At 53.8% G+C, this 18976-nt stretch carries 21 protein-coding genes; 7 read left to right on the top strand and 14 right to left on the bottom strand.

From position 1 onward, the window contains the following. The 9 genes from tuf to fkpA all read right to left on the bottom strand — a co-directional run. On the bottom strand, positions 1–1148 hold a 1148-nt coding region (gene tuf / locus AOY24_RS08165; protein ID WP_054176463.1), incomplete at its 3' end, for an elongation factor Tu. Between the two features lie 70 nt (positions 1149–1218). After that, positions 1219–3333, bottom strand: coding sequence for an elongation factor G (fusA, locus tag AOY24_RS08170; protein ID WP_042322790.1), 2115 nt, complete (start codon positions 3331–3333; stop codon positions 1219–1221). 96 nt (positions 3334–3429) lie between these two features. Then, positions 3430–3900, bottom strand: a complete 471-nt coding sequence (gene rpsG / locus AOY24_RS08175; protein WP_042998382.1) for a 30S ribosomal protein S7 — start codon at positions 3898–3900, stop codon at positions 3430–3432. Between the two features lie 96 nt (positions 3901–3996). Further along, a complete protein-coding gene (rpsL, locus tag AOY24_RS08180; RefSeq protein WP_000246815.1) occupies positions 3997–4371 on the bottom strand; it encodes a 30S ribosomal protein S12 in 375 nt (124 codons plus the stop codon). A gap of 125 nt (positions 4372–4496) precedes the next feature. Further along, positions 4497–4784: a sulfurtransferase complex subunit TusB gene (tusB, locus tag AOY24_RS08185; protein ID WP_042998383.1), complete on the bottom strand. Its 288-nt coding sequence runs from the start codon at positions 4782–4784 to the stop codon at positions 4497–4499. Between the two features lie 7 nt (positions 4785–4791). Next, positions 4792–5151: a sulfurtransferase complex subunit TusC gene (tusC, locus tag AOY24_RS08190; protein ID WP_042998384.1), complete on the bottom strand. Its 360-nt coding sequence runs from the start codon at positions 5149–5151 to the stop codon at positions 4792–4794. After that, a complete protein-coding gene (tusD, locus tag AOY24_RS08195; protein ID WP_054176464.1) occupies positions 5151–5537 on the bottom strand; it encodes a sulfurtransferase complex subunit TusD in 387 nt (128 codons plus the stop codon). The genes tusC and tusD overlap by 1 nt, the downstream gene beginning before the upstream one ends. Beyond that, positions 5537–6259, bottom strand: coding sequence for a transcriptional regulator (locus tag AOY24_RS08200; RefSeq protein WP_042286247.1), 723 nt, complete (start codon positions 6257–6259; stop codon positions 5537–5539). The genes tusD and AOY24_RS08200 overlap by 1 nt, the downstream gene beginning before the upstream one ends. A gap of 166 nt (positions 6260–6425) precedes the next feature. Then, the gene (gene fkpA, locus AOY24_RS08205; protein WP_042998386.1) at positions 6426–7253 is read right to left on the bottom strand and encodes an FKBP-type peptidyl-prolyl cis-trans isomerase; all 828 of its coding nucleotides are present in this window, start codon (positions 7251–7253) and stop codon (positions 6426–6428) included. Between the two features lie 223 nt (positions 7254–7476). Here fkpA and AOY24_RS08210 point away from each other — a divergent pair, with 223 nt between their 5' ends. After that, the gene (locus tag AOY24_RS08210) at positions 7477–7695 is read left to right on the top strand and encodes a protein SlyX (protein WP_042998387.1); all 219 of its coding nucleotides are present in this window, start codon (positions 7477–7479) and stop codon (positions 7693–7695) included. Positions 7696–7892: 197 nt separating this feature from the next. Here AOY24_RS08210 and slyD read toward each other — a convergent pair whose 3' ends face one another. The 4 genes from slyD to kefG all read right to left on the bottom strand — a co-directional run bounded on the left by slyD (position 7893) and on the right by kefG (position 11150). Beyond that, on the bottom strand, positions 7893–8489 hold the full coding sequence (gene slyD, locus AOY24_RS08215; RefSeq protein WP_042322804.1) for a peptidylprolyl isomerase: 597 nt from the start codon (positions 8487–8489) through the stop codon (positions 7893–7895). 94 nt (positions 8490–8583) lie between these two features. Then, positions 8584–8784: a YheV family putative zinc ribbon protein gene (locus AOY24_RS08220; RefSeq protein ID WP_042998388.1), complete on the bottom strand. Its 201-nt coding sequence runs from the start codon at positions 8782–8784 to the stop codon at positions 8584–8586. A gap of 9 nt (positions 8785–8793) precedes the next feature. After that, positions 8794–10599 (bottom strand): glutathione-regulated potassium-efflux system protein KefB, encoded by a 1806-nt coding sequence (kefB, locus tag AOY24_RS08225; protein ID WP_054176465.1) that lies wholly within the window; start codon positions 10597–10599, stop codon positions 8794–8796. Further along, positions 10599–11150 (bottom strand): glutathione-regulated potassium-efflux system ancillary protein KefG, encoded by a 552-nt coding sequence (kefG, locus tag AOY24_RS08230; protein WP_042322810.1) that lies wholly within the window; start codon positions 11148–11150, stop codon positions 10599–10601. Before kefG ends, kefB begins: the two co-directional genes overlap by 1 nt. A 136-nt stretch (positions 11151–11286) precedes the next feature. Here kefG and AOY24_RS08235 point away from each other — a divergent pair, with 136 nt between their 5' ends. The 4 genes from AOY24_RS08235 to AOY24_RS08250 are packed head-to-tail and all read left to right on the top strand — an operon-like array spanning position 11287 to position 15355. Then, on the top strand, positions 11287–13188 hold the full coding sequence (locus tag AOY24_RS08235) for an ABC transporter ATP-binding protein (protein ID WP_042998390.1): 1902 nt from the start codon (positions 11287–11289) through the stop codon (positions 13186–13188). Positions 13189–13193: 5 nt separating this feature from the next. Beyond that, entirely contained in the window at positions 13194–14210 is a 1017-nt protein-coding gene (locus tag AOY24_RS08240) for a hydrolase (protein ID WP_080721655.1), read from the top strand. Between the two features lie 2 nt (positions 14211–14212). Next, positions 14213–14431: a YheU family protein gene (locus tag AOY24_RS08245; protein ID WP_042998391.1), complete on the top strand. Its 219-nt coding sequence runs from the start codon at positions 14213–14215 to the stop codon at positions 14429–14431. Positions 14432–14485: 54 nt separating this feature from the next. Continuing rightward, the gene (locus AOY24_RS08250) at positions 14486–15355 is read left to right on the top strand and encodes a phosphoribulokinase (RefSeq protein WP_042998392.1); all 870 of its coding nucleotides are present in this window, start codon (positions 14486–14488) and stop codon (positions 15353–15355) included. A gap of 99 nt (positions 15356–15454) precedes the next feature. On the opposite strand, the gene AOY24_RS08255 is transcribed toward AOY24_RS08250, so the two are convergent. Continuing rightward, positions 15455–15859: an OsmC family protein gene (locus tag AOY24_RS08255; RefSeq protein WP_042998393.1), complete on the bottom strand. Its 405-nt coding sequence runs from the start codon at positions 15857–15859 to the stop codon at positions 15455–15457. A gap of 307 nt (positions 15860–16166) precedes the next feature. On the opposite strand from AOY24_RS08255, the gene crp reads away from it, so the two are divergent. Further along, on the top strand, positions 16167–16799 hold the full coding sequence (gene crp / locus AOY24_RS08260) for a cAMP-activated global transcriptional regulator CRP (RefSeq protein ID WP_000242758.1): 633 nt from the start codon (positions 16167–16169) through the stop codon (positions 16797–16799). 51 nt (positions 16800–16850) lie between these two features. Continuing rightward, complete coding sequence (locus tag AOY24_RS08265; RefSeq protein ID WP_044253459.1) at positions 16851–18938, top strand: YccS/YhfK family putative transporter; 2088 nt, start codon at positions 16851–16853, stop codon at positions 18936–18938. Positions 18939–18976: the final 38 nt, after the last annotated feature.

The raw sequence follows: 18976 nt of genomic DNA on the forward strand, positions 1-18976 counted from the left end.
GTACGGCCGCCTTCACGGATTGCGAAACGCAGACCGTCGTCCATCGCGATCGGGTGGATCAGGGTAACAACCATTTTGATGTTGTCGCCCGGCATTACCATCTCAACGCCTTCCGGCAGTTCGATGGTGCCAGTCACGTCAGTTGTACGGAAGTAGAACTGCGGACGGTAGCCTTTGAAGAACGGAGTATGACGGCCGCCTTCGTCTTTGGACAGGATGTACACTTCGGATTCGAACATCGTGTGCGGCTTGATGGTGCCCGGCTTAGCCAGTACCTGACCACGTTCGATTTCTTCACGTTTGATACCACGCAGCAGAACACCAACGTTCTCACCCGCACGGCCTTCGTCCAGCAGTTTGCGGAACATTTCAACGCCAGTACAGGTAGACTTGGCAGTCTCTTTGATACCAACGATTTCAACTTCTTCGCCCACTTTGATGATACCGCGTTCTACACGACCGGTAACAACGGTACCACGACCGGAGATGGAGAATACGTCTTCGATCGGCAGCAGGAACGGCTTGTCAATCGCACGCTCTGGTTCCGGGATGTAAGAATCCAGGAAGCCAGCCAGTTCGATGATTTTCGCTTCCCACTCTGCGTCGCCTTCCAGCGCTTTCAGAGCAGAACCACGAACGATCGGGGTGTCGTCGCCCGGGAAATCGTACTGAGACAGAAGTTCACGAACTTCCATTTCTACCAGTTCCAGCAGCTCTTCGTCATCAACCATGTCGCATTTGTTCAGGAACACGATGATGTACGGAACGCCTACCTGACGACCCAGCAGGATGTGCTCACGAGTCTGCGGCATCGGGCCGTCAGTCGCAGCAACAACCAGGATCGCGCCGTCCATCTGCGCAGCACCGGTGATCATGTTTTTAACATAGTCGGCGTGGCCCGGGCAGTCTACGTGTGCGTAGTGGCGAGTCGGGGTGTCATATTCAACGTGAGAAGTGTTGATGGTGATACCACGAGCTTTTTCTTCCGGCGCGTTATCGATCTGGTCGAATGCACGAGCAGCACCGCCGTAGGTTTTAGCCAGTACGGTAGTGATTGCAGCAGTCAGGGTAGTTTTACCGTGGTCAACGTGGCCGATGGTGCCGACGTTAACGTGCGGTTTTGTACGTTCAAATTTTTCTTTAGACACGGCTATATTCCTTACTATAGCGCTCTCCCCTTGTGGAGAGAGCACGGGACTTAGGTTTTAATCCTGTGGATTATTTACCACGGGCTTCGATTACGGCCTGAGCAACGTTGTTCGGTGCATCATCATACTTCAGGAATTCCATAGTGTATGATGCGCGACCTTTGGTCAGAGAACGCAGCTGAGTTGCATATCCGAACATTTCAGACAGCGGAACTTCAGCGTGGATCTTAACGCCAGTGACTTCGGATTCCTGACCGCGCAGCATACCGCGACGACGGCTCAAGTCACCGATAACATCACCGGTGTTTTCTTCCGGCGTTTCTACCTCAACCTTCATGATTGGCTCAAGCAGAACTGGTTTAGCTTTCTTAAAGCCTTCTTTAAAGGCAATAGACGCAGCCAGTTTAAACGCCAGTTCAGAGGAGTCAACGTCATGGTAAGAACCGAAGTGCAGACGAACACCCATATCAACAACCGGGTAACCTGCCAGCGGACCGGCTTTCAGCTGCTCCTGGATACCTTTATCAACGGCAGGGATGTATTCGCCAGGGATTACACCACCTTTAATGTCGTTGATGAACTCGTAGCCTTTCGGGTTAGAACCCGGCTCCAGCGGGTACATGTCGATAACAACATGACCATACTGACCGCGACCACCAGACTGCTTGGCGTGTTTACCTTCGATATCGGTAACTTTCGCACGAATCGCTTCGCGGTAAGCAACCTGAGGTTTACCGACGTTCGCTTCAACGTTGAATTCACGCTTCATACGGTCAACGATGATGTCGAGGTGCAGTTCACCCATACCGGCGATAATGGTCTGGTTAGATTCTTCGTCAGTCCATACACGGAATGACGGGTCTTCTTTAGCCAGACGGCCCAGAGCCAGACCCATTTTTTCCTGGTCAGCTTTGGTTTTCGGTTCTACGGCGATGGAGATTACCGGCTCAGGGAATTCCATACGCTCCAGAATGATCGGCGCATCCGGGTCACACAGGGTGTCACCAGTGGTTACGTCTTTCAAACCGATCGCAGCAGCGATGTCGCCCGCGCGAACTTCTTTGATCTCTTCACGTTTGTTAGCGTGCATCTGAACGATACGACCAAAACGCTCACGTGCAGCTTTCACGGAGTTCAGTACGGTATCACCAGAGTTAACCACACCGGAGTACACACGGAAGAAGGTCAGGTTACCCACGAACGGGTCAGTAGCGATTTTGAATGCCAGTGCAGAGAAAGGCTCTTCGTCGCTTGCGTGACGCTCAGCAGGCGTGTCTTTACCGTCGTCCAGGATACCGTTGATCGCAGGTACGTCAACCGGGGATGGCAGGTAATCAATTACCGCATCCAGCATCGCCTGAACACCCTTGTTCTTAAATGCAGAACCACAGGTTACCAGGATGATTTCGTTGTTCAGAACGCGCTGACGCAGAGCTTTTTTGATCTCTTCTTCAGTCAGTTCTTCACCACCCAGGTATTTCTCCATCAGCTCTTCAGAAGCTTCCGCTGCGGACTCGATCAGGTTCTGGTGCCATTCTTCAGCCAGTTCCTGCATGTCAGCCGGGATATCTTCGTAAGTGAAAGTAACGCCTGCATCTGCTTCGTTCCAGTTGATGGCTTTCATTTTCACCAGGTCAACAACACCGGTGAACGCTTCTTCAGCGCCAATCGCCAGCTGCAGCGGAACAGGGTTCGCGCCCAGACGGGTTTTGATCTGACCAACAACTTTCAGGAAGTTCGCACCCATACGGTCCATTTTGTTAACGAACGCAATGCGTGGAACTTTATATTTGTTTGCCTGACGCCATACGGTTTCAGACTGCGGCTGAACACCACCAACTGCGCAGTAAACCATTACCGCACCATCAAGAACACGCATGGAACGTTCTACTTCGATAGTGAAGTCAACGTGCCCCGGGGTGTCGATGATGTTTACGCGATGCGGTTCATACTGCTTAGCCATACCAGACCAGAATGCAGTAGTCGCTGCGGAAGTGATAGTAATACCACGTTCCTGCTCCTGCTCCATCCAGTCCATGGTGGCTGCGCCGTCATGAACTTCACCGATTTTATGGTTTACACCGGTGTAGAACAGAATACGTTCGGTAGTAGTGGTTTTACCGGCGTCGATGTGCGCACTGATACCGATGTTACGGTAGCGTGCGATGGGTGTTGTACGAGCCATTTGATTCCTCGTTTATCTTTTAGGCGTTCAATTTAAGTAGCCCAAAGCGGGCTGCTTACTGGAAGCGCCCGCCTGGTGACTAAAACTCCGAAGGGATTACCAACGGTAGTGTGCGAACGCCTTGTTGGCTTCGGCCATACGGTGAACGTCTTCACGTTTCTTAACTGCAGTACCTTTGTTTTCTGCAGCATCGGAAAGTTCGTTCGCCAGGCGCAGAGCCATGGATTTATCACCGCGTTTACGAGCAGCTTCAACGATCCAACGCATTGCTAGGGCATTACGACGAACCGGACGAACTTCAACTGGTACCTGATAAGTAGAACCACCAACGCGGCGAGACTTAACTTCGACAGTCGGGCGCACGTTTTCGAGAGCTACTTCGAAAGCTTCCAGTTCAGATTTACCAGAACGCTGAGCCAGGGTCTCCAGCGCGCTGTATACGATTGTTTCGGCAGTAGATTTTTTACCATCTACCATCAGGATATTTACAAATTTAGCCAGCAGTTCTGATCCGAACTTCGGATCCGGCAGAATTTTACGCTGACCAATGACGCGACGACGTGGCATGGAAATACTCCGTTGTTAATTCAGGATTGTCCAAAACTCTACGAGTTTAGTTTGACATTTAAGTTAAAACGTTTGGCCTTACTTAACGGAGAACCATTAAGCCTTAGGACGCTTCACGCCATACTTGGAGCGAGCTTGCTTACGGTCTTTAACGCCGGAGCAGTCAAGCGCACCGCGTACGGTGTGGTAACGAACACCCGGGAGGTCTTTAACACGACCGCCACGGATCAGGATCACGGAGTGCTCCTGCAGGTTGTGACCTTCACCACCGATGTAGGAAGTCACTTCGAAACCGTTAGTCAGACGAACACGGCATACTTTACGCAGTGCGGAGTTCGGTTTTTTAGGAGTGGTAGTATATACACGAGTACATACACCACGTTTTTGCGGGCATGCTTCCAGCGCAGGCACGTTGCTTTTTGCAACTTTGCGAGCGCGTGGTTTGCGTACCAGCTGGTTAACTGTTGCCATTAAATAGCTCCTGGTTTTAGCTTTTGCTTCGTAAACACGTAATAAAACGACCTCATACAATATGAGGACGCCGAATTTTAGGGCGGTGTCGAAAAGGTGTCAAGAAATATACAACGATCACACAATCACCAGGCCATCTGGCTGGCGTGCTTAACCGTAAGTCTGACGAAGTCAGTATAGTCAACCCTGACGACACTGTCTGAAATTTGACCACCCAAACCCCGAGCGTCAATGTCTTCTTTCAGTGCATATACCGTTATGGGGGTGTTTTGCAGGCTTTCAAGGAAGCGACAGCCTTCGACTGCGGCGGTAACGCCATCCTGGAGCAACAAAAGTTCATCCCCTTCTGCAAGCAGGCGCAGGATTGCAGAGAAATCAGAGTGCCACGCGGAGCGGTGTAAAGTATGCAGCATGAAAACCTCAGAATCTCAGGATGACATCGTAGTTGCCCAGTTCACGACGCAGCGCGTCTGGTTCCAGCGGCGTCGTCTCAACGACAAAACTGGCCCCTTCTTCGAGTCCACGCTCGCGCAGCGAGGCGGCGCATAACCAGCACTGTTCGATATCGTACAATCCCAGCAGTTTGAAGGTCGCAATATAGTTGCGGGCCAGAATCACATCCGGCTTTTGTTCCTGCAGGATCTGAAAGACGCCATCACCTATAAAGAAGACGCCGATCTCTTCTGTTAACGCCGACGTCGCCAACAACGCGTCCAGCCCTTCACGGCCAGAAGCACTACCGTGCGGCACGGTGGAAAAGACAAAGGCAATACGTTTCATCAAAACTGTACCACGCGATCGCAGGTCAATGAGGCTTGTGCCAACGCGCCCAGTCCGCTGAGGGTAAAACCCGGCTGCAGATTGGCGGACGCCAGTCCCAGTCGGCCCGCTTCAGTTTCATCTACCACACCGCGGCGCAGCGCCGCCGCCACACAAATGTTCAGCTCAACGCCATGCTGTGTATTCATCTGTTGCCATGCCCGGACCAGATCAAATTCATCACTGGCCGGAGAGGTCAACTGGTTGGCGTTATACACCCCTTCCCGATAGAAAAAGACGCTGCTTAACGTATGGCCTTCTTCAAGCAAAGCCTGAGCAAACTGCAATGCGCTGCTCGCCTGCTGGGTACCATACGCCGGACCGGTAACCAAAATGGCAAAACGCATTACTTATCTTGCCCCTGAAAGTCGCCGCTCTTGAACTGGCGAATATAGAGGTACACGGTGTGCTTGGAGATGTTCAGACGATCGGCGACCTGATTGATGGCATCCTTAATATCGAAGATACCCTTCTCATACAGATTCAGGACGATCTGGCGGTTCTTGGCATTATTGGAGACATTACGATCGGCGTTCACCTCTTCAATGGTGAACTCCAGCGTCTGCGTCACCAGATCTTCCACGGAAGAGGCGAAGTTAACAGACGATCCCACTTCCGGGGTCTCCGGGGGAATAAAGGTATTCATGATCTGCGAAAACGGGACATCAAGGTTCATGTTGATGCACAGCAGACCAATCACACGATGCTCGCGATTGCGAATGGCAATCGTCACTGACTTCATCAGAACGCCGCTTTTCGCACGGGTAAAGTAGCATTTGGAGACGCTGCTATCTGCACCGGTCATATCGTGCAGCATCCGTAACGCAAGGTCAGTAATCGGCGAACCGATTTTTCGTCCCGTATGTTCGCCGTTGGCAATGCGAATGGCGGAACATTTCAAATCCTGCAAAGAGTGCAAAACGATTTCACAGTGGGAACCAATGAGCATCGCTAACCCGTCCACCACCGCTTCGTAGGATTTCAGAATATCAAAGTCGGTTTGATCGAAAGGACGTTGATCCAGTAAATCAAGCTCACTGGTTTCGTTGGTTAAAAGCGACCTGGACATGAAAAAAAACACTCCTTTTCAGGAGCCTGTCGTTATGTTTTCAGGGCAGGCTCATTAATTTTGTGGATGATTAAATTAATACAGTGGTGGTTCCACTTTCCACTATTAATTATATCCGGCCTGCACAAAAAAAACCGCCGCTCTGTTCGGCGGCGGTTCTCAGTTTTTATTTTTTAGCGGCATCTGCTGCTTTTGCATCAGCTTCAGCTGCTGCTTCTGGCTTGGCCTCCGCCTTCGGTGCTGGCTTGATGTCCAACAGTTCTACGTCGAATACCAGCGTGGAGTTAGCCGGGATCCCCGGAACGCCGGTTTTACCGTAAGCCAGTTCTGGTGGGATGACCATCTTAATCTTCCCACCTTTCTTAATGTTCTTCAGACCTTCAGTCCAGCCAGGGATCACACCGTCCAGACGGAAAGAGAGCGGTTCGCCACGGGTGTAGGAGTTATCAAACTCTTTACCGTCGATCAGCGTACCTTTGTAGTTCACCACCACCGTGTCGCTGTCTTTCGGCGCTTCGCCTGTACCGGCTTTCTCAACTTTGTAGAGCAGTCCAGTCGAAGAGGTCTTCACATCTTTCTCTTTCGCAAACTTGGTGCGGAACTCTTTACCTTTGGCTTCGTTGTCAGCTGCGTCTTTTTCCATCTTCGCCTGGGCGGAAGCTTTCACGCGTGCTTCAAAAGCCTGCAGAGTCTGCTCGATTTCCTGGTCAGACAGTTTGCTCTTATTAGCAAACGCATCCTGCACACCGGCGATCAGCTGGTCTTTGTCCAGTTTGATGCCCAGTTTTTCCTGTTCTTTCAGGGAGTTTTCCATATAGCGACCCAGCGATGCACCCAGTGCGTAAGCCGATTTCTGGTCGTCATTTTTGAACGCAGCTTTGCTGTCAGCAGCGGCGGCGGCCGGTTTTGCGGCGTCCGCTGCGAAGGTGATCGGGGCGTGCAGAGCAACGGCCATCGTGGTCGCCAGCAAAGTGACTTTAAACAGTGATTTCATCCATATCTCCAGGGCCGGGGCATCTCACCCCATGGTTAACTTTACTATGAGAAGCGTACTATAAAGCGTTGTTGAACAAATCAACATACGGACATGCCTGATTCTCGCTACTTTTGAGACTCTTTTTGTTTAAATTAGTTTCGACAAGACTGAATCAGGGCTGTGTATTCAGACAAAGTTAAGTAGAATCCGCCGCGACCAGAGACAATCGATGAGGTGAATCATGCAGGACACAACGATGGAAACCCGGCTGGCCGAGCTGGAAAGTCGGCTGGCTTTTCAGGAAATCACCATTGAAGAGCTCAACGTAACGGTAACCGCTCACGAGATGGAAATGGCCAAATTGCGCGATCATCTGCGACTGCTGACGGAAAAGCTCAAAGCGAGCCAGCCTTCCCACATCGCCTCCCAGGCCGAAGAGACGCCACCGCCTCATTATTGAGACGTAAAAAAAGCGGGTTAAACCCGCTTTCTTGTATCCGATGGCACCAACACTTATCGGACGGTCTCATAAATACCCAAAGGATTTCGAGTCACCGCAAGGCGGCAAGCTTGAGCAAGCCCCGGGAGCATAGAAAACTATGTGACCGGGGTTCGAAAGCGCAGCCAACGCTGCGGTGGTTTGAAAGACGACGGGTATTAGTGGCAACCGCAGCCGCCGTTGCCTTTACCGCCGCCACCGCAGCAGCCTTCGCCGCCGTGCTCGTGACCGTGATCATGGCCGTGACCGCCGCAGCAGCCGTCGTGATCGTGGTCATGGTCGTGACCGTGCGCACCGTGAACGTGGCCGTGAGCCAGTTCTTCTTCGGTCGCTTCGCGGATCGCCACAACTTCAACGTTGAATTTCAGATTCTGACCCGCCAGCATGTGGTTGCCGTCAACCACAACGTGGTCGTCTTCCACTTCGGTAATTTCTACCGGTACCGGACCCTGGTCAGTTTCCGCCAGGAAACGCATGCCAACCTGCAGCTCATCAACGCCCATGAAGACGTCTTTTGGAACGCGCTGCACCAGGTTTTCATCATACTGACCGTAAGCGTCGTTCGCGCCTACCGCAACATCGAATTTGTCGCCAACATCGTGACCTTCCAGCGCTGTTTCCAGGCCAGAGATCAGGGAACCGTGACCATGCAGGTAGTCCAGCGGCGCACTCACCGGAGACTCATCAACCAACACACCGTCTTCTGTACGTACCTGATAGGCCAGGCTGACCACCAGGTCTTTTGCTACTTTCATGATATCTCCTGAGCGTGGGAAAATTGCTGGCGCAGATTGTAGCGGAAATCTGCACCTGTGTACCCTTTAGCTTAAAAAATCTCGGGCCATATCGCTAGTCTGGATGAAAGATCCCAATCACTTGCTCTTCTTTGCGAACGTGATCGCGGACTTCTTTATCCGCTTCCCGCATCTGATGTCCGCACTTAACGCATTCAACAATATCGATATTATTCTCGCGCCACATCGCCAGAGAATCCTGCGCCTGGCAGGAAGGGCATTTCGCCCCTGCAATAAAACGTTTACGGATTGCCATACTTATCCTCTATTCGAATTCATCCCAGCCATCCAGTTGGCGTCGTTCTTGTTGCATCTCGCGCTGGAAAATCTCCTCCAGCTCGCGTCTGGCTTCTCTGGCGCGAGAGATTTGTACCGTATCAGCATGCATTGGGATGAGCTCCCTCAGCATCCGCATATCCAGCCGGCGGAAATGCAGTTGCGCCCGCTGCGCCTGATGGGGATGCATCCCCAACGACACCAGCGTTTTGCGTCCCAGTTCCAGCGCACTGGAAAAGGTCTCACGGGAAAACTGTGATACCCCTGCCTGTAATAACTCATGCGCTTCAACACGTCCGCGCGCTCGCGCAAGAATATGCAAATGCGGGAAATGCTGCTGACAGATCGCCACCAGCTTCATCGTATCTTCCGGTTCATTACAGGTAATGACGATAGATTCCGCCGCCTCTGCGCCCGCGGAACGTAGCAGATCCACCTGCGTCGCATCACCGTAATAGACCTTATAGCCATATTTACGCATCAGGTTCACCGCGCTGATGTCCCGCTCCAGCACGGTAATGCGCATTTTATTCGCCATCAGCAAACGGCCGATAACCTGACCAAAACGACCAAAGCCCACTACGATGACCTGCGGCTTATCATCCTCAACCCACGGCATTTCATCTTCTTCATCCGGGCCGTTAAGCTGGCGGGATAGCCATTTATCGATAAGCTTCATCAGCATCGGCGTGGTCATCATCGACAACGTGACGGTCACCAGCAAAAGCGCCATCTGATCGCCCTGAAACAACCGCTGCGACGACGCGGTTGAGAACAGCACAAAAGCGAACTCTCCGCCCTGGCTCAACACGCCCGCAAACTGCATTCTTTCAGAACCGCGCAGGCCGTACAGTCGCGCCAGCAGATAAAGCACCAACGTTTTGACCGCCACCAGCACCCCCACGCTTGCCACAACCCACAGCAGATGGGTATACAGCACGCCCAGATTGAGTGACATCCCGACAGAAATAAAGAAGAGACCCAGCAGCAGTCCTTTAAACGGATCGATCGCGGTTTCCAGCTCATGCCGATATTCGCTTTCCGCTAACAGCACCCCGGCGATAAACGTGCCGAGCGCCATCGACAGCCCCAGCGCATCCATAAACAATGCCGATCCCAGCACCAGCAGCAGCGTGGCGGCGGTAAACACTTCACGCACGCCGGAGGCGGCAATAAACCGGAACACCGGACGCAGCAGATAGCGTCCACCAATCAGCATGCCAGCAAACGCCAGCACCTTCATACCGATCTTCATCCAGTCAAAGTCTTCATCGGCCGAACCGGCTAACAGCGGTACCAGCGCGAGCGCCGGGATCACCGCCAGATCCTGGAACAGCAAAACCGAAAAGCCCAACTGCCCGGATTCGCTGCGATTCATCCCTTTTTCGCGCATCAGTTGTAGTGCCATCGCAGTGGAAGACATTGCCAGGCCTATCCCGCCGACGACCGCCGCAGGCCACGAGAAATCGGTCAACATTAGCAGTCCGGCCAACAGCGCCGCACTCAGCAGAACCTGCGCCGCACCCACGCCAAAGATAGAACGCCGAAGCTGCCAGAGCTTCGACGGGTTCAGCTCCAGCCCAATAATAAACATCAGAAACACGACGCCGAGTTCAGAGAAGTGGAGAATCTCATCTACGTCGCTGATGAACCCCAGCCCCCACGGACCAATAGCAATCCCCGCAAGCAAATAGCCCAATACCGCGCCAATCCCCAGCCGCGATGCCAAAGGCACCGCAGCCACCGCCGCGAAGAGAAACAGCACTCCTGCCAGCATTAAATCGGAACCTTCCATCAGCGGCCTCCCACAGGAACGGGATGAGCAAGCCAGTCGCCATACGCTTTTGCATGGCTTTCCAGCTCCTGCGCGCTTTGTCGTCTGGCCCAGTAGATAATAATGGGACTCAACCAGTGCATCCGGCACATCCCTGCCGTCAGTTCGAATGGCCGTAGTACATCGCTCATCGGATAGCGATTCAGCGCGTCATAGCGATAGGCGCTCTCCGGTTCCCCGGTTGTTATCACGCTCCGCCAGTACTTTCCCGCTAACTGATTTCCCCCGGGGCCGCTGGCAAAGCCACGGCTCAATACGCGGTCCAGCCACTCTTTCAGCAACGCCGGACAGCTATAGGTGTACAGCGGATGCTGAAACACGATCACGTCATGCTCACGCAGTAGCGCCTGCTCATGCGGGATATCGATAAAAAAATCAGGATAGTGCGCGTAGAGATCGTGCACCGTAACGTTGCTGAGCTGCGTGGCCGGCTTAAGCAGTACCCGGTTAGCCACCGAGTCCTGAGATTCCGGATGGGCATACAGCAGCAAGACCTTTGCTGGCTGAGACATCATCCCCCTCCCGGTTTATTTCTGTTTTTGTGTATCGTCGTCGTTTTGGGCTACCATTGCGGCCCGGTGCGGAAAATGGCCCACACCTTACATTATCATAATGATAAATTAACATAGTCTGAACATACGGCGCCTTATGATTGTTTTCTCCTCGTTACAAATTCGTCGCGGCGTGCGCGTCTTACTGGACAATGCCACTGCCACCATCAATCCGGGCCAGAAAGTGGGCCTGGTGGGTAAGAACGGCTGCGGGAAATCTACCCTGCTGGCATTGCTGAAAAATGAAATCAGCGCAGATGCCGGCGGTTTTACCTTTCCCGGTAGCTGGCAGCTGGCGTGGGTGAATCAGGAAACACCAGCCCTGCCCCAGCCCGCGCTGGAATATGTTATTGACGGTGACCGCGAATATCGTCAACTGGAAGCCCAGTTGCATGACGCTAACGAACGTAACGACGGACACGCCATTGCCACCGTCCACGGCAAGCTGGATGCCATCGACGCCTGGACCGTACGCTCCCGCGCAGCCAGCCTGTTGCATGGTCTCGGTTTCTCTAATGAACAACTGGAACGTCCAGTCAGCGACTTTTCCGGCGGCTGGCGTATGCGTCTCAACCTGGCTCAGGCGCTGATTTGTCGCTCCGATCTCCTCCTGCTCGATGAACCAACCAACCACCTCGATCTGGATGCGGTTATCTGGCTGGAAAAATGGCTAAAGAGCTATCAGGGCACTCTGATTCTGATCTCTCACGACCGTGATTTCCTCGATCCGGTTGTGGATAAAATCATTCATATCGAACAGCAAACGATGTTCGAGTACACCGGCAACTACAGCGCGTTTGAAATCCAGCGTGCCACGCGTCTGGCCCAGCAACAGGCGATGTATGAAAGCCAGCAGGAGCGCGTGGCGCATCTGCAAAGCTATATCGATCGCTTCCGCGCCAAAGCCACGAAAGCAAAACAGGCACAGAGCCGTATTAAGATGCTGGAACGCATGGAGCTGATTGCCCCGGCGCATGTCGATAACCCGTTCCATTTCAGCTTCCGGGCGCCGGAAAGCCTGCCGAATCCGCTCTTGAAGATGGAGAAAGTGAGCGCCGGTTACGGCGAACGCATCATTCTGGATTCAATCAAACTGAACCTGGTGCCAGGATCGCGTATTGGTTTGCTGGGACGTAACGGTGCGGGTAAATCCACGCTCATTAAACTGTTGGCGGGCGAACTCGCGCCGGTGAGCGGTGAAATTGGCCTGGCAAAAGGCATTAAGCTCGGGTATTTCGCCCAGCATCAACTTGAGTATTTGCGCGCGGATGAGTCGCCGTTGCAGCATCTGGTGCGACTGGCGCCACAAGAACTGGAACAGAAACTACGCGATTACCTGGGTGGCTTCGGCTTTCAGGGCGATAAAGTCAGCGAAGAGACGCGTCGTTTCTCCGGCGGTGAAAAAGCGCGACTGGTGCTGGCGCTGATCGTCTGGCAGCGTCCGAACCTGTTGCTGCTCGATGAACCGACTAACCACCTTGATCTCGACATGCGCCAGGCATTAACCGAAGCGCTGATTGAATTTGAAGGCGCGCTGGTGGTCGTATCGCACGACCGCCATTTGCTGCGCTCCACAACCGACGACCTGTATCTGGTGCATGACCGCAAGGTCGAGCCGTTCGATGGCGATCTGGAAGATTATCAGCAGTGGCTGAGCGATGTGCAGAAGCAGGAAAGCCAGTCCGACGAGACGCCAAAAGAGAACATCAACAGCGCGCAAGCGCGTAAAGATCAGAAGCGTCGGGAAGCTGAACTGCGGACGCAAACCCAGCCGTTGCGTAAAGAGATCGCCCGTCTGGAAAAAGAGATGGAGAAGCTGAACGCACAGCTGGCGCAGGCAGAAGAGAAGCTGGGTGACAGCGAACTTTACGACCAGAGCCGCAAAGCCGAGCTGACGGAATGTCTGCAACAGCAGGCCAGCGCCAAAGCCGGGCTGGAAGCGTGCGAACTGGCCTGGCTGGACGCCCAGGAACAGCTTGAGCAGATGCTGAGCGAGTAACGGTGATGACACACGTAATCCTTCACGACCCAGAGATGCCAAATGGCAGCAGTGACGAATTTCGCCCGATGCGCGGTATCAGTAACTGCCATCTACAGACCATGTTGCCGCGTTTGATCCGCCGAAAGGTGAATTTCGACGCCCACTGGCAGCGTCTGGAATTGCCCGACGGCGACTTTGTCGATCTGGCATGGAGTGAAGATCCGCATCAGGCGAAGCACAAGCCGCGCCTGGTGGTCTTTCATGGTCTGGAAGGCAGCCTGAACAGTCCGTACGCACATGGCCTGATTGAAGCGGCAAAGAATCGTGGCTGGCTTGGCGTGGTGATGCACTTTCGCGGTTGCAGCGGCGAACCGAATCGCCTGAACCGTATTTATCACTCCGGTGAAACCGAAGACGGAACCTGGTTCTTAGGCTGGTTGCAGCGGGAATTTGGCCACGCGCCGACGGCCGCCGTAGGCTATTCGCTCGGCGGAAATATGTTGGCATGCCTGCTGGCTAAAGAAGGGAAAAACATCCCGCTTGATGCGGCGGTCATTGTCTCGGCTCCCTTTGTACTGGAAGCATGCAGCTATCATATGGATAAAGGCTTTTCCCGTATTTATCAGCGCTATCTGCTCAACCTGCTGAAAGCTAACGCATCGCGCAAGCTGGCGGCTTATCCAGGCTCGCTGCCGGTGAGCCTGGCGCAGTTGAAGTCCCTGCGCCGGATCCGTGAGTTTGACGATCTGATCACTGCCAAAATTCACGGCTTCGCCGATGCTATCGACTACTATCGTCAGTGCAGTGCCATGCCCTTGCTCAGCGACATCGCCATTCCGACGCTGATCATTCACGCGAAAGACGACCCGTTTATGGATCATCACGTGATCCCCAAAGCAGAAGATTTACCGCCGCAGGTGGAATATCAGTTAACCGAACATGGCGGGCACGTTGGATTTATTGGCGGGACGCTACGTCGGCCAGAAATGTGGCTGGAATCGCGCATCCCTGACTGGCTGACACCGTATCTGGAGGCCTAATCATGCAAATCCCCTGGCAGGACCTTTCCCCCGAGACGCTGGACAATCTGATCGAAAGCTTTGTGTTGCGCGAAGGTACCGATTATGGTGAACATGAACGTACCCTTGAACAAAAAGTCGCCGACGTCAAACGCCAGTTACAGTGTGGCGAAGCGGTGCTGGTGTGGTCTGAGTTGCACGAAACCGTCAATATCATGCCGCGCAAGCAATTTCGCGAATAACCCGCACGCTATCGGCCGACTATAATAAAAAATCAATTTATTGATGGAGTTAACATGTCTGCCAAACATCCGGTGATTGCGGTAACAGGATCCAGCGGCGCGGGGACCACCACCACCAGCCTCGCGTTCCGTAAAATTTTTGCGCAGCTCAACCTGCGCGCAGCCGAGGTGGAAGGCGACAGTTTTCACCGCTATACCCGTCCGGAAATGGATATGGCGATCCGCAAAGCACGCGACGCCGGACGCCACATCAGCTATTTTGGGCCCGACGCCAATGACTTCGGTCTACTGGAGCAGACGTTTATTGAGTACGGTCAGACGGGCAAAGGCCAGTCGCGTAAATATCTGCATACCTATGATGAAGCCGTGCCATGGAATCAGGTACCGGGGACGTTTACCCCGTGGCAACCCCTGCCGGAACCCACCGACGTATTGTTCTATGAAGGCCTGCACGGCGGCGTCGTCACGCCCCAGCATGAGGTCGCAAGACATGTTGATCTCCTGGTCGGCGTGGTCCCCATCGTTAACCTGGAGTGGATCCAGAAGCTTATCCGCGACACCAGCGAACGAGGCCATTCTCGTGAGGCGGTGATGGATTCGGTGGTGCGTTCGATGGACGACTATATCAACTACATCACGCCGCAGTTCTCCCGTACCCATATTAACTTCCAGCGCGTTCCCACCGTGGACACCTCGAACCCATTCGCGGCCAAAGGCATTCCATCACTGGATGAGAGCTTTGTCGTGATTCATTTCCGTAATCTGGAAGGAATCGATTTCCCCTGGTTGCTGGCGATGCTGCAGGGGTCATTCATTTCCCACATCAATACATTGGTGGTACCCGGCGGCAAAATGGGGCTGGCAATGGAACTCATCATGTTGCCGCTGGTGCAGCGACTGATGGAAGGCAAGAAGATCGAATAAACGATGGGAAGTGCGCGATGGCGCTACGCTTATCGGGCCTACAAATCAGGGATCTGTAGGCCGGACCAGGCGCTAGCCGCCATCCGGCGACAGGAAAAATTACGCCGCAATCACTTCATACGAATGGGTAATGTTGACCGCTTTTCCCAGCATCAGCGCCACAGAGCAGTACTTCTCCGCTGACAGGTCGACCGCACGCGAAACGGCGGCATCTTTCAGATCGTTACCGGTGACAATAAAGTGCAGATTGATGTGGGTGAACAGGCGTGGCGCCTCTTCGCGACGTTCTGACGTCAGTTTCACTTCGCAGTTCGTCACATCCTGACGGCCTTTTTGCAGGATAGAAACCACGTCAATGGCGCTGCAACCGCCCGCTGCCATCAACACCATTTCCATCGGGCTCGGCGCTTTATCACCAGAGTTACCGTCCATCAAAATCTGGTGTCCGGAAGCCGACTCACCAAGGAAGGTTAACCCCTCAACCCATTTAACACGCGCTTGCATATTTTTTAACTCCAGTGCGTCAATTTTCCTGACAGATTACGCGTACATAACAATTCTCGCAACGGAAGGCGACCTCCGTCATGCTGAAGCGAGACACCAGGAGACACACGGCTAAAGCTATGCTAAAACAGTCAGGATGCTACAGTAATACATTGATGTACTGCATGTATGCAGAGGACTTCACATTAAAGGCTGCAGTGAGTTTTTGACAGCCTCTTCCCAGGACGCGGGAAGCACATTTTTGCAACCCCAGAGACAGCGGCATTTTTTGGCTCTGGAGACAGCTTATAACAGAGGATAATCGCGCATGGTGCTTGGCAAACCGCAAACAGACCCGACACTTGAATGGTTCTTGTCTCATTGCCACATTCATAAGTACCCGTCCAAGAGCACGCTGATTCACCAGGGTGAAAAAGCAGAAACGTTGTACTACATCGTTAAGGGCTCAGTGGCAGTGTTGATTAAGGATGAGGAAGGGAAAGAAATGATCCTTTCTTATCTGAATCAGGGTGATTTTATTGGCGAACTGGGCCTGTTTGAAGAAGGCCAGGAACGTAGCGCATGGGTTCGGGCGAAAACAGCGTGTGAAGTGGCTGAAATTTCTTACAAGAAATTCCGTCAGTTGATCCAGGTGAACCCGGATATTCTGATGCGCCTCTCTTCCCAAATGGCTCGCCGTCTGCAAGTCACTTCAGAGAAAGTCGGTAACCTGGCCTTCCTCGACGTGACCGGTCGTATCGCCCAGACTCTGCTGAATCTGGCGAAACAACCTGATGCGATGACTCACCCGGACGGCATGCAGATCAAAATCACTCGCCAGGAGATTGGCCAGATCGTTGGCTGCTCTCGCGAAACCGTTGGTCGTATTCTGAAGATGCTGGAAGATCAGAACCTGATCTCCGCTCACGGTAAAACGATCGTCGTTTACGGCACTCGTTAATCTCATCGGAAATGACGCGCTACCCGCTAGCGCGTCATTTTTGTTTTGCCAATGTGGCGCAGACTGATTTATCACCCAGAAATCAATTATGCACTACGTCAAACGCTGGTGCTCTGTTTGCCCGTGGCCGTCGGACTGATCATCGGGCAGTTACATCTGGGCCTGCTCTTCTCTCTCGTTCCCGCCTGCTGCAACATTGCCGGGCTTGATACTCCGCACAAACGCTTTTTCAAACGTCTGATTATCGGTGCGTCGCTGTTTGCCGGCTGTAGCCTGATCATGCAGCTACTGCTGGCGCAAGCGGTGCCGTTACCCCTGATCCTGACCGGCCTGACGCTCACGCTCGGCGTCACCGCTGAATTGAGCTCCCTTCACGCGCGTTTGCTTCCGGCCTCGCTGATCGCGGCGATTTTCACACTGAGCCTCGCGGGAAATATGCCGGTCTGGGAACCGCTGCTGATCTACGCGCTGGGCACGCTGTGGTATGGCTTGTTTAACTGGTTCTGGTTCTGGCTCTGGCGCGAACAGCCGCTGCGCGAGTCGCTGAGCCTGCTGTACCGGGAACTGGCGGATTACTGCGAAGCGAAATACAGCATGCTGACCCAGCATACCGACCCGGAAAAAGCCCTGCCGCCGCTTCTGGTGCGCCAGCAGAAGGCCGTCGACCTCATCACCCAGTGCTATCAGCAGATGCACATGCTGTCGGCGCATCACAATAATGACTATAAGCGGATGCTGCGCGCCTTTCAGGAAGCGCTGGATCTGCAGGAACATATCTCCGTCAGTTTGCATCAACCGGAAGAGGTGCAAAAGCTGGTCGAGCGCAGTCACGCGGAGCAGGTGATACGCTGGACGGCGCAAACGGTCGCCGCTCGCCTGCGCGTACTGGCGGATGACATTCTGTATCACCGGCTGCCGACACGGTTCACCATGCAAAAGCAGATTGGCGCGCTGGAAAAAATTGCTCATCAGCATCCGGATAACCCCGTCGGGCAGTTCTGTTACTGGCACTTCAGCCGTATCGCCCGCGTACTGCGCACCCAGCGACCATTGTACGCCCGCGATCTGATGGCCGATAAGCAGCGTCGGCTACCGCTGCTGCCGGCGTTGAAAAACTACCTCTCGCTGAAATCTCCGGCACTCCGCAGCGCCGGGCGGATCAGCGTCATGCTCAGCATCGCCAGTCTGATGGGAACCGCGCTGCATCTGCCGAAGCCTTACTGGATCCTGATGACGGTGCTGTTTGTGACGCAAAACGGTTACGGCGCCACCCGCGTGCGTATTCTGCACCGTTCGGCGGGAACGCTGGTGGGGCTGATTATCGCAGGCGTAACACTGCACTTTCATATTCCTGAAGGATATACGCTGGCGCTGATGCTGGTGATCACCCTGGTCAGCTATCTGACCATCCGCAAAAACTACGGCTGGGCGACCGTGGGATTTACCGTCACGGCGGTGTACACCCTGCAACTCCTGACGCTGGACGGCGAACAGTTCATCATTCCGCGATTTGTCGACACGGTGATAGGCTGCCTGATTGCGTTTGGCGGCACCGTTTGGTTATGGCCACAATGGCAGAGCGGACTGTTGCGTAAAAACGCCCATGATGCGCTGGAGGCCGATCAGGAAGCTATTCGTCTGATTCTGAGTGACGATCCGCAGGCCACACCGCTGGCTTATCAGCGTATGCGCGTCAATCAGGCGCACAACACGCTGTTTAACTCGCTGAATCAGGCGATGCAGGAGCCAGGCTTTAACACGCACTACCTGGCGGACATGAAGCTGTGGGTGACGCACAGTCAGTTTATCGTCGAACATATCAATGCCATGACCACGCTGGCGCGTGAGCATACGATGCTGACGCCGGAACTGGCGCAGCGATATCTGCAATCGTGCGAAATTGCCATCCAACGCTGTCAGCAGCGGCTGGAATACGACGGGCCGGGCAGTTCGGGGGATGTGAATATTCTGGAAGCGCCCGAAGCGCTCACCCACGGCCCCTTAAGCACGCTGGAACAGCATCTGCAACGCGTACTGGGGCACCTGAACACGATGCATACTATCTCGTCTGTCGCATGGCGTCAGCGGCCGCACCATGGGATCTGGCTCAGCCGCCGGTTACGGGATATGCGGGGTTAACACGGATTGCCGGATACGCGCGTTATCAGCACCAGGCC

The sequence above is a fragment of the Citrobacter sp. CtB7.12 genome (assembly GCF_001297795.1).
Classification (GTDB): Bacteria; Pseudomonadota; Gammaproteobacteria; order Enterobacterales; family Enterobacteriaceae; genus Citrobacter_A; species Citrobacter_A amalonaticus.

Bases quoted from the DNA above. Each gene is read 5' to 3' on its own strand.
- fusA (WP_042322790.1), bottom strand. From the start codon at position 3,333: ATGGCTCGTACAACACCCATCGCACGCTACCGTAACATCGGTATCAGT.
- rpsG (WP_042998382.1), bottom strand. From the start codon at position 3,900: ATGCCACGTCGTCGCGTCATTGGTCAGCGTAAAATTCTGCCGGATCCG.
- rpsL (WP_000246815.1), bottom strand. From the start codon at position 4,371: ATGGCAACAGTTAACCAGCTGGTACGCAAACCACGCGCTCGCAAAGTT.
- tusB (WP_042998383.1), bottom strand. From the start codon at position 4,784: ATGCTGCATACTTTACACCGCTCCGCGTGGCACTCTGATTTCTCTGCA.
- tusC (WP_042998384.1), bottom strand. From the start codon at position 5,151: ATGAAACGTATTGCCTTTGTCTTTTCCACCGTGCCGCACGGTAGTGCT.
- tusD (WP_054176464.1), bottom strand. From the start codon at position 5,537: ATGCGTTTTGCCATTTTGGTTACCGGTCCGGCGTATGGTACCCAGCAG.
- AOY24_RS08200 (WP_042286247.1), bottom strand. From the start codon at position 6,259: ATGTCCAGGTCGCTTTTAACCAACGAAACCAGTGAGCTTGATTTACTG.
- fkpA (WP_042998386.1), bottom strand. From the start codon at position 7,253: ATGAAATCACTGTTTAAAGTCACTTTGCTGGCGACCACGATGGCCGTT.
- AOY24_RS08210 (WP_042998387.1), top strand. From the start codon at position 7,477: ATGCAGGACACAACGATGGAAACCCGGCTGGCCGAGCTGGAAAGTCGG.
- slyD (WP_042322804.1), bottom strand. From the start codon at position 8,489: ATGAAAGTAGCAAAAGACCTGGTGGTCAGCCTGGCCTATCAGGTACGT.
- AOY24_RS08220 (WP_042998388.1), bottom strand. From the start codon at position 8,784: ATGGCAATCCGTAAACGTTTTATTGCAGGGGCGAAATGCCCTTCCTGC.
- kefB (WP_054176465.1), bottom strand. From the start codon at position 10,599: ATGGAAGGTTCCGATTTAATGCTGGCAGGAGTGCTGTTTCTCTTCGCG.
- kefG (WP_042322810.1), bottom strand. From the start codon at position 11,150: ATGTCTCAGCCAGCAAAGGTCTTGCTGCTGTATGCCCATCCGGAATCT.
- AOY24_RS08235 (WP_042998390.1), top strand. From the start codon at position 11,287: ATGATTGTTTTCTCCTCGTTACAAATTCGTCGCGGCGTGCGCGTCTTA.
- AOY24_RS08240 (WP_080721655.1), top strand. From the start codon at position 13,194: ATGACACACGTAATCCTTCACGACCCAGAGATGCCAAATGGCAGCAGT.
- AOY24_RS08245 (WP_042998391.1), top strand. From the start codon at position 14,213: ATGCAAATCCCCTGGCAGGACCTTTCCCCCGAGACGCTGGACAATCTG.
- AOY24_RS08250 (WP_042998392.1), top strand. From the start codon at position 14,486: ATGTCTGCCAAACATCCGGTGATTGCGGTAACAGGATCCAGCGGCGCG.
- AOY24_RS08255 (WP_042998393.1), bottom strand. From the start codon at position 15,859: ATGCAAGCGCGTGTTAAATGGGTTGAGGGGTTAACCTTCCTTGGTGAG.
- crp (WP_000242758.1), top strand. From the start codon at position 16,167: ATGGTGCTTGGCAAACCGCAAACAGACCCGACACTTGAATGGTTCTTG.
- AOY24_RS08265 (WP_044253459.1), top strand. From the start codon at position 16,851: ATGTGGCGCAGACTGATTTATCACCCAGAAATCAATTATGCACTACGT.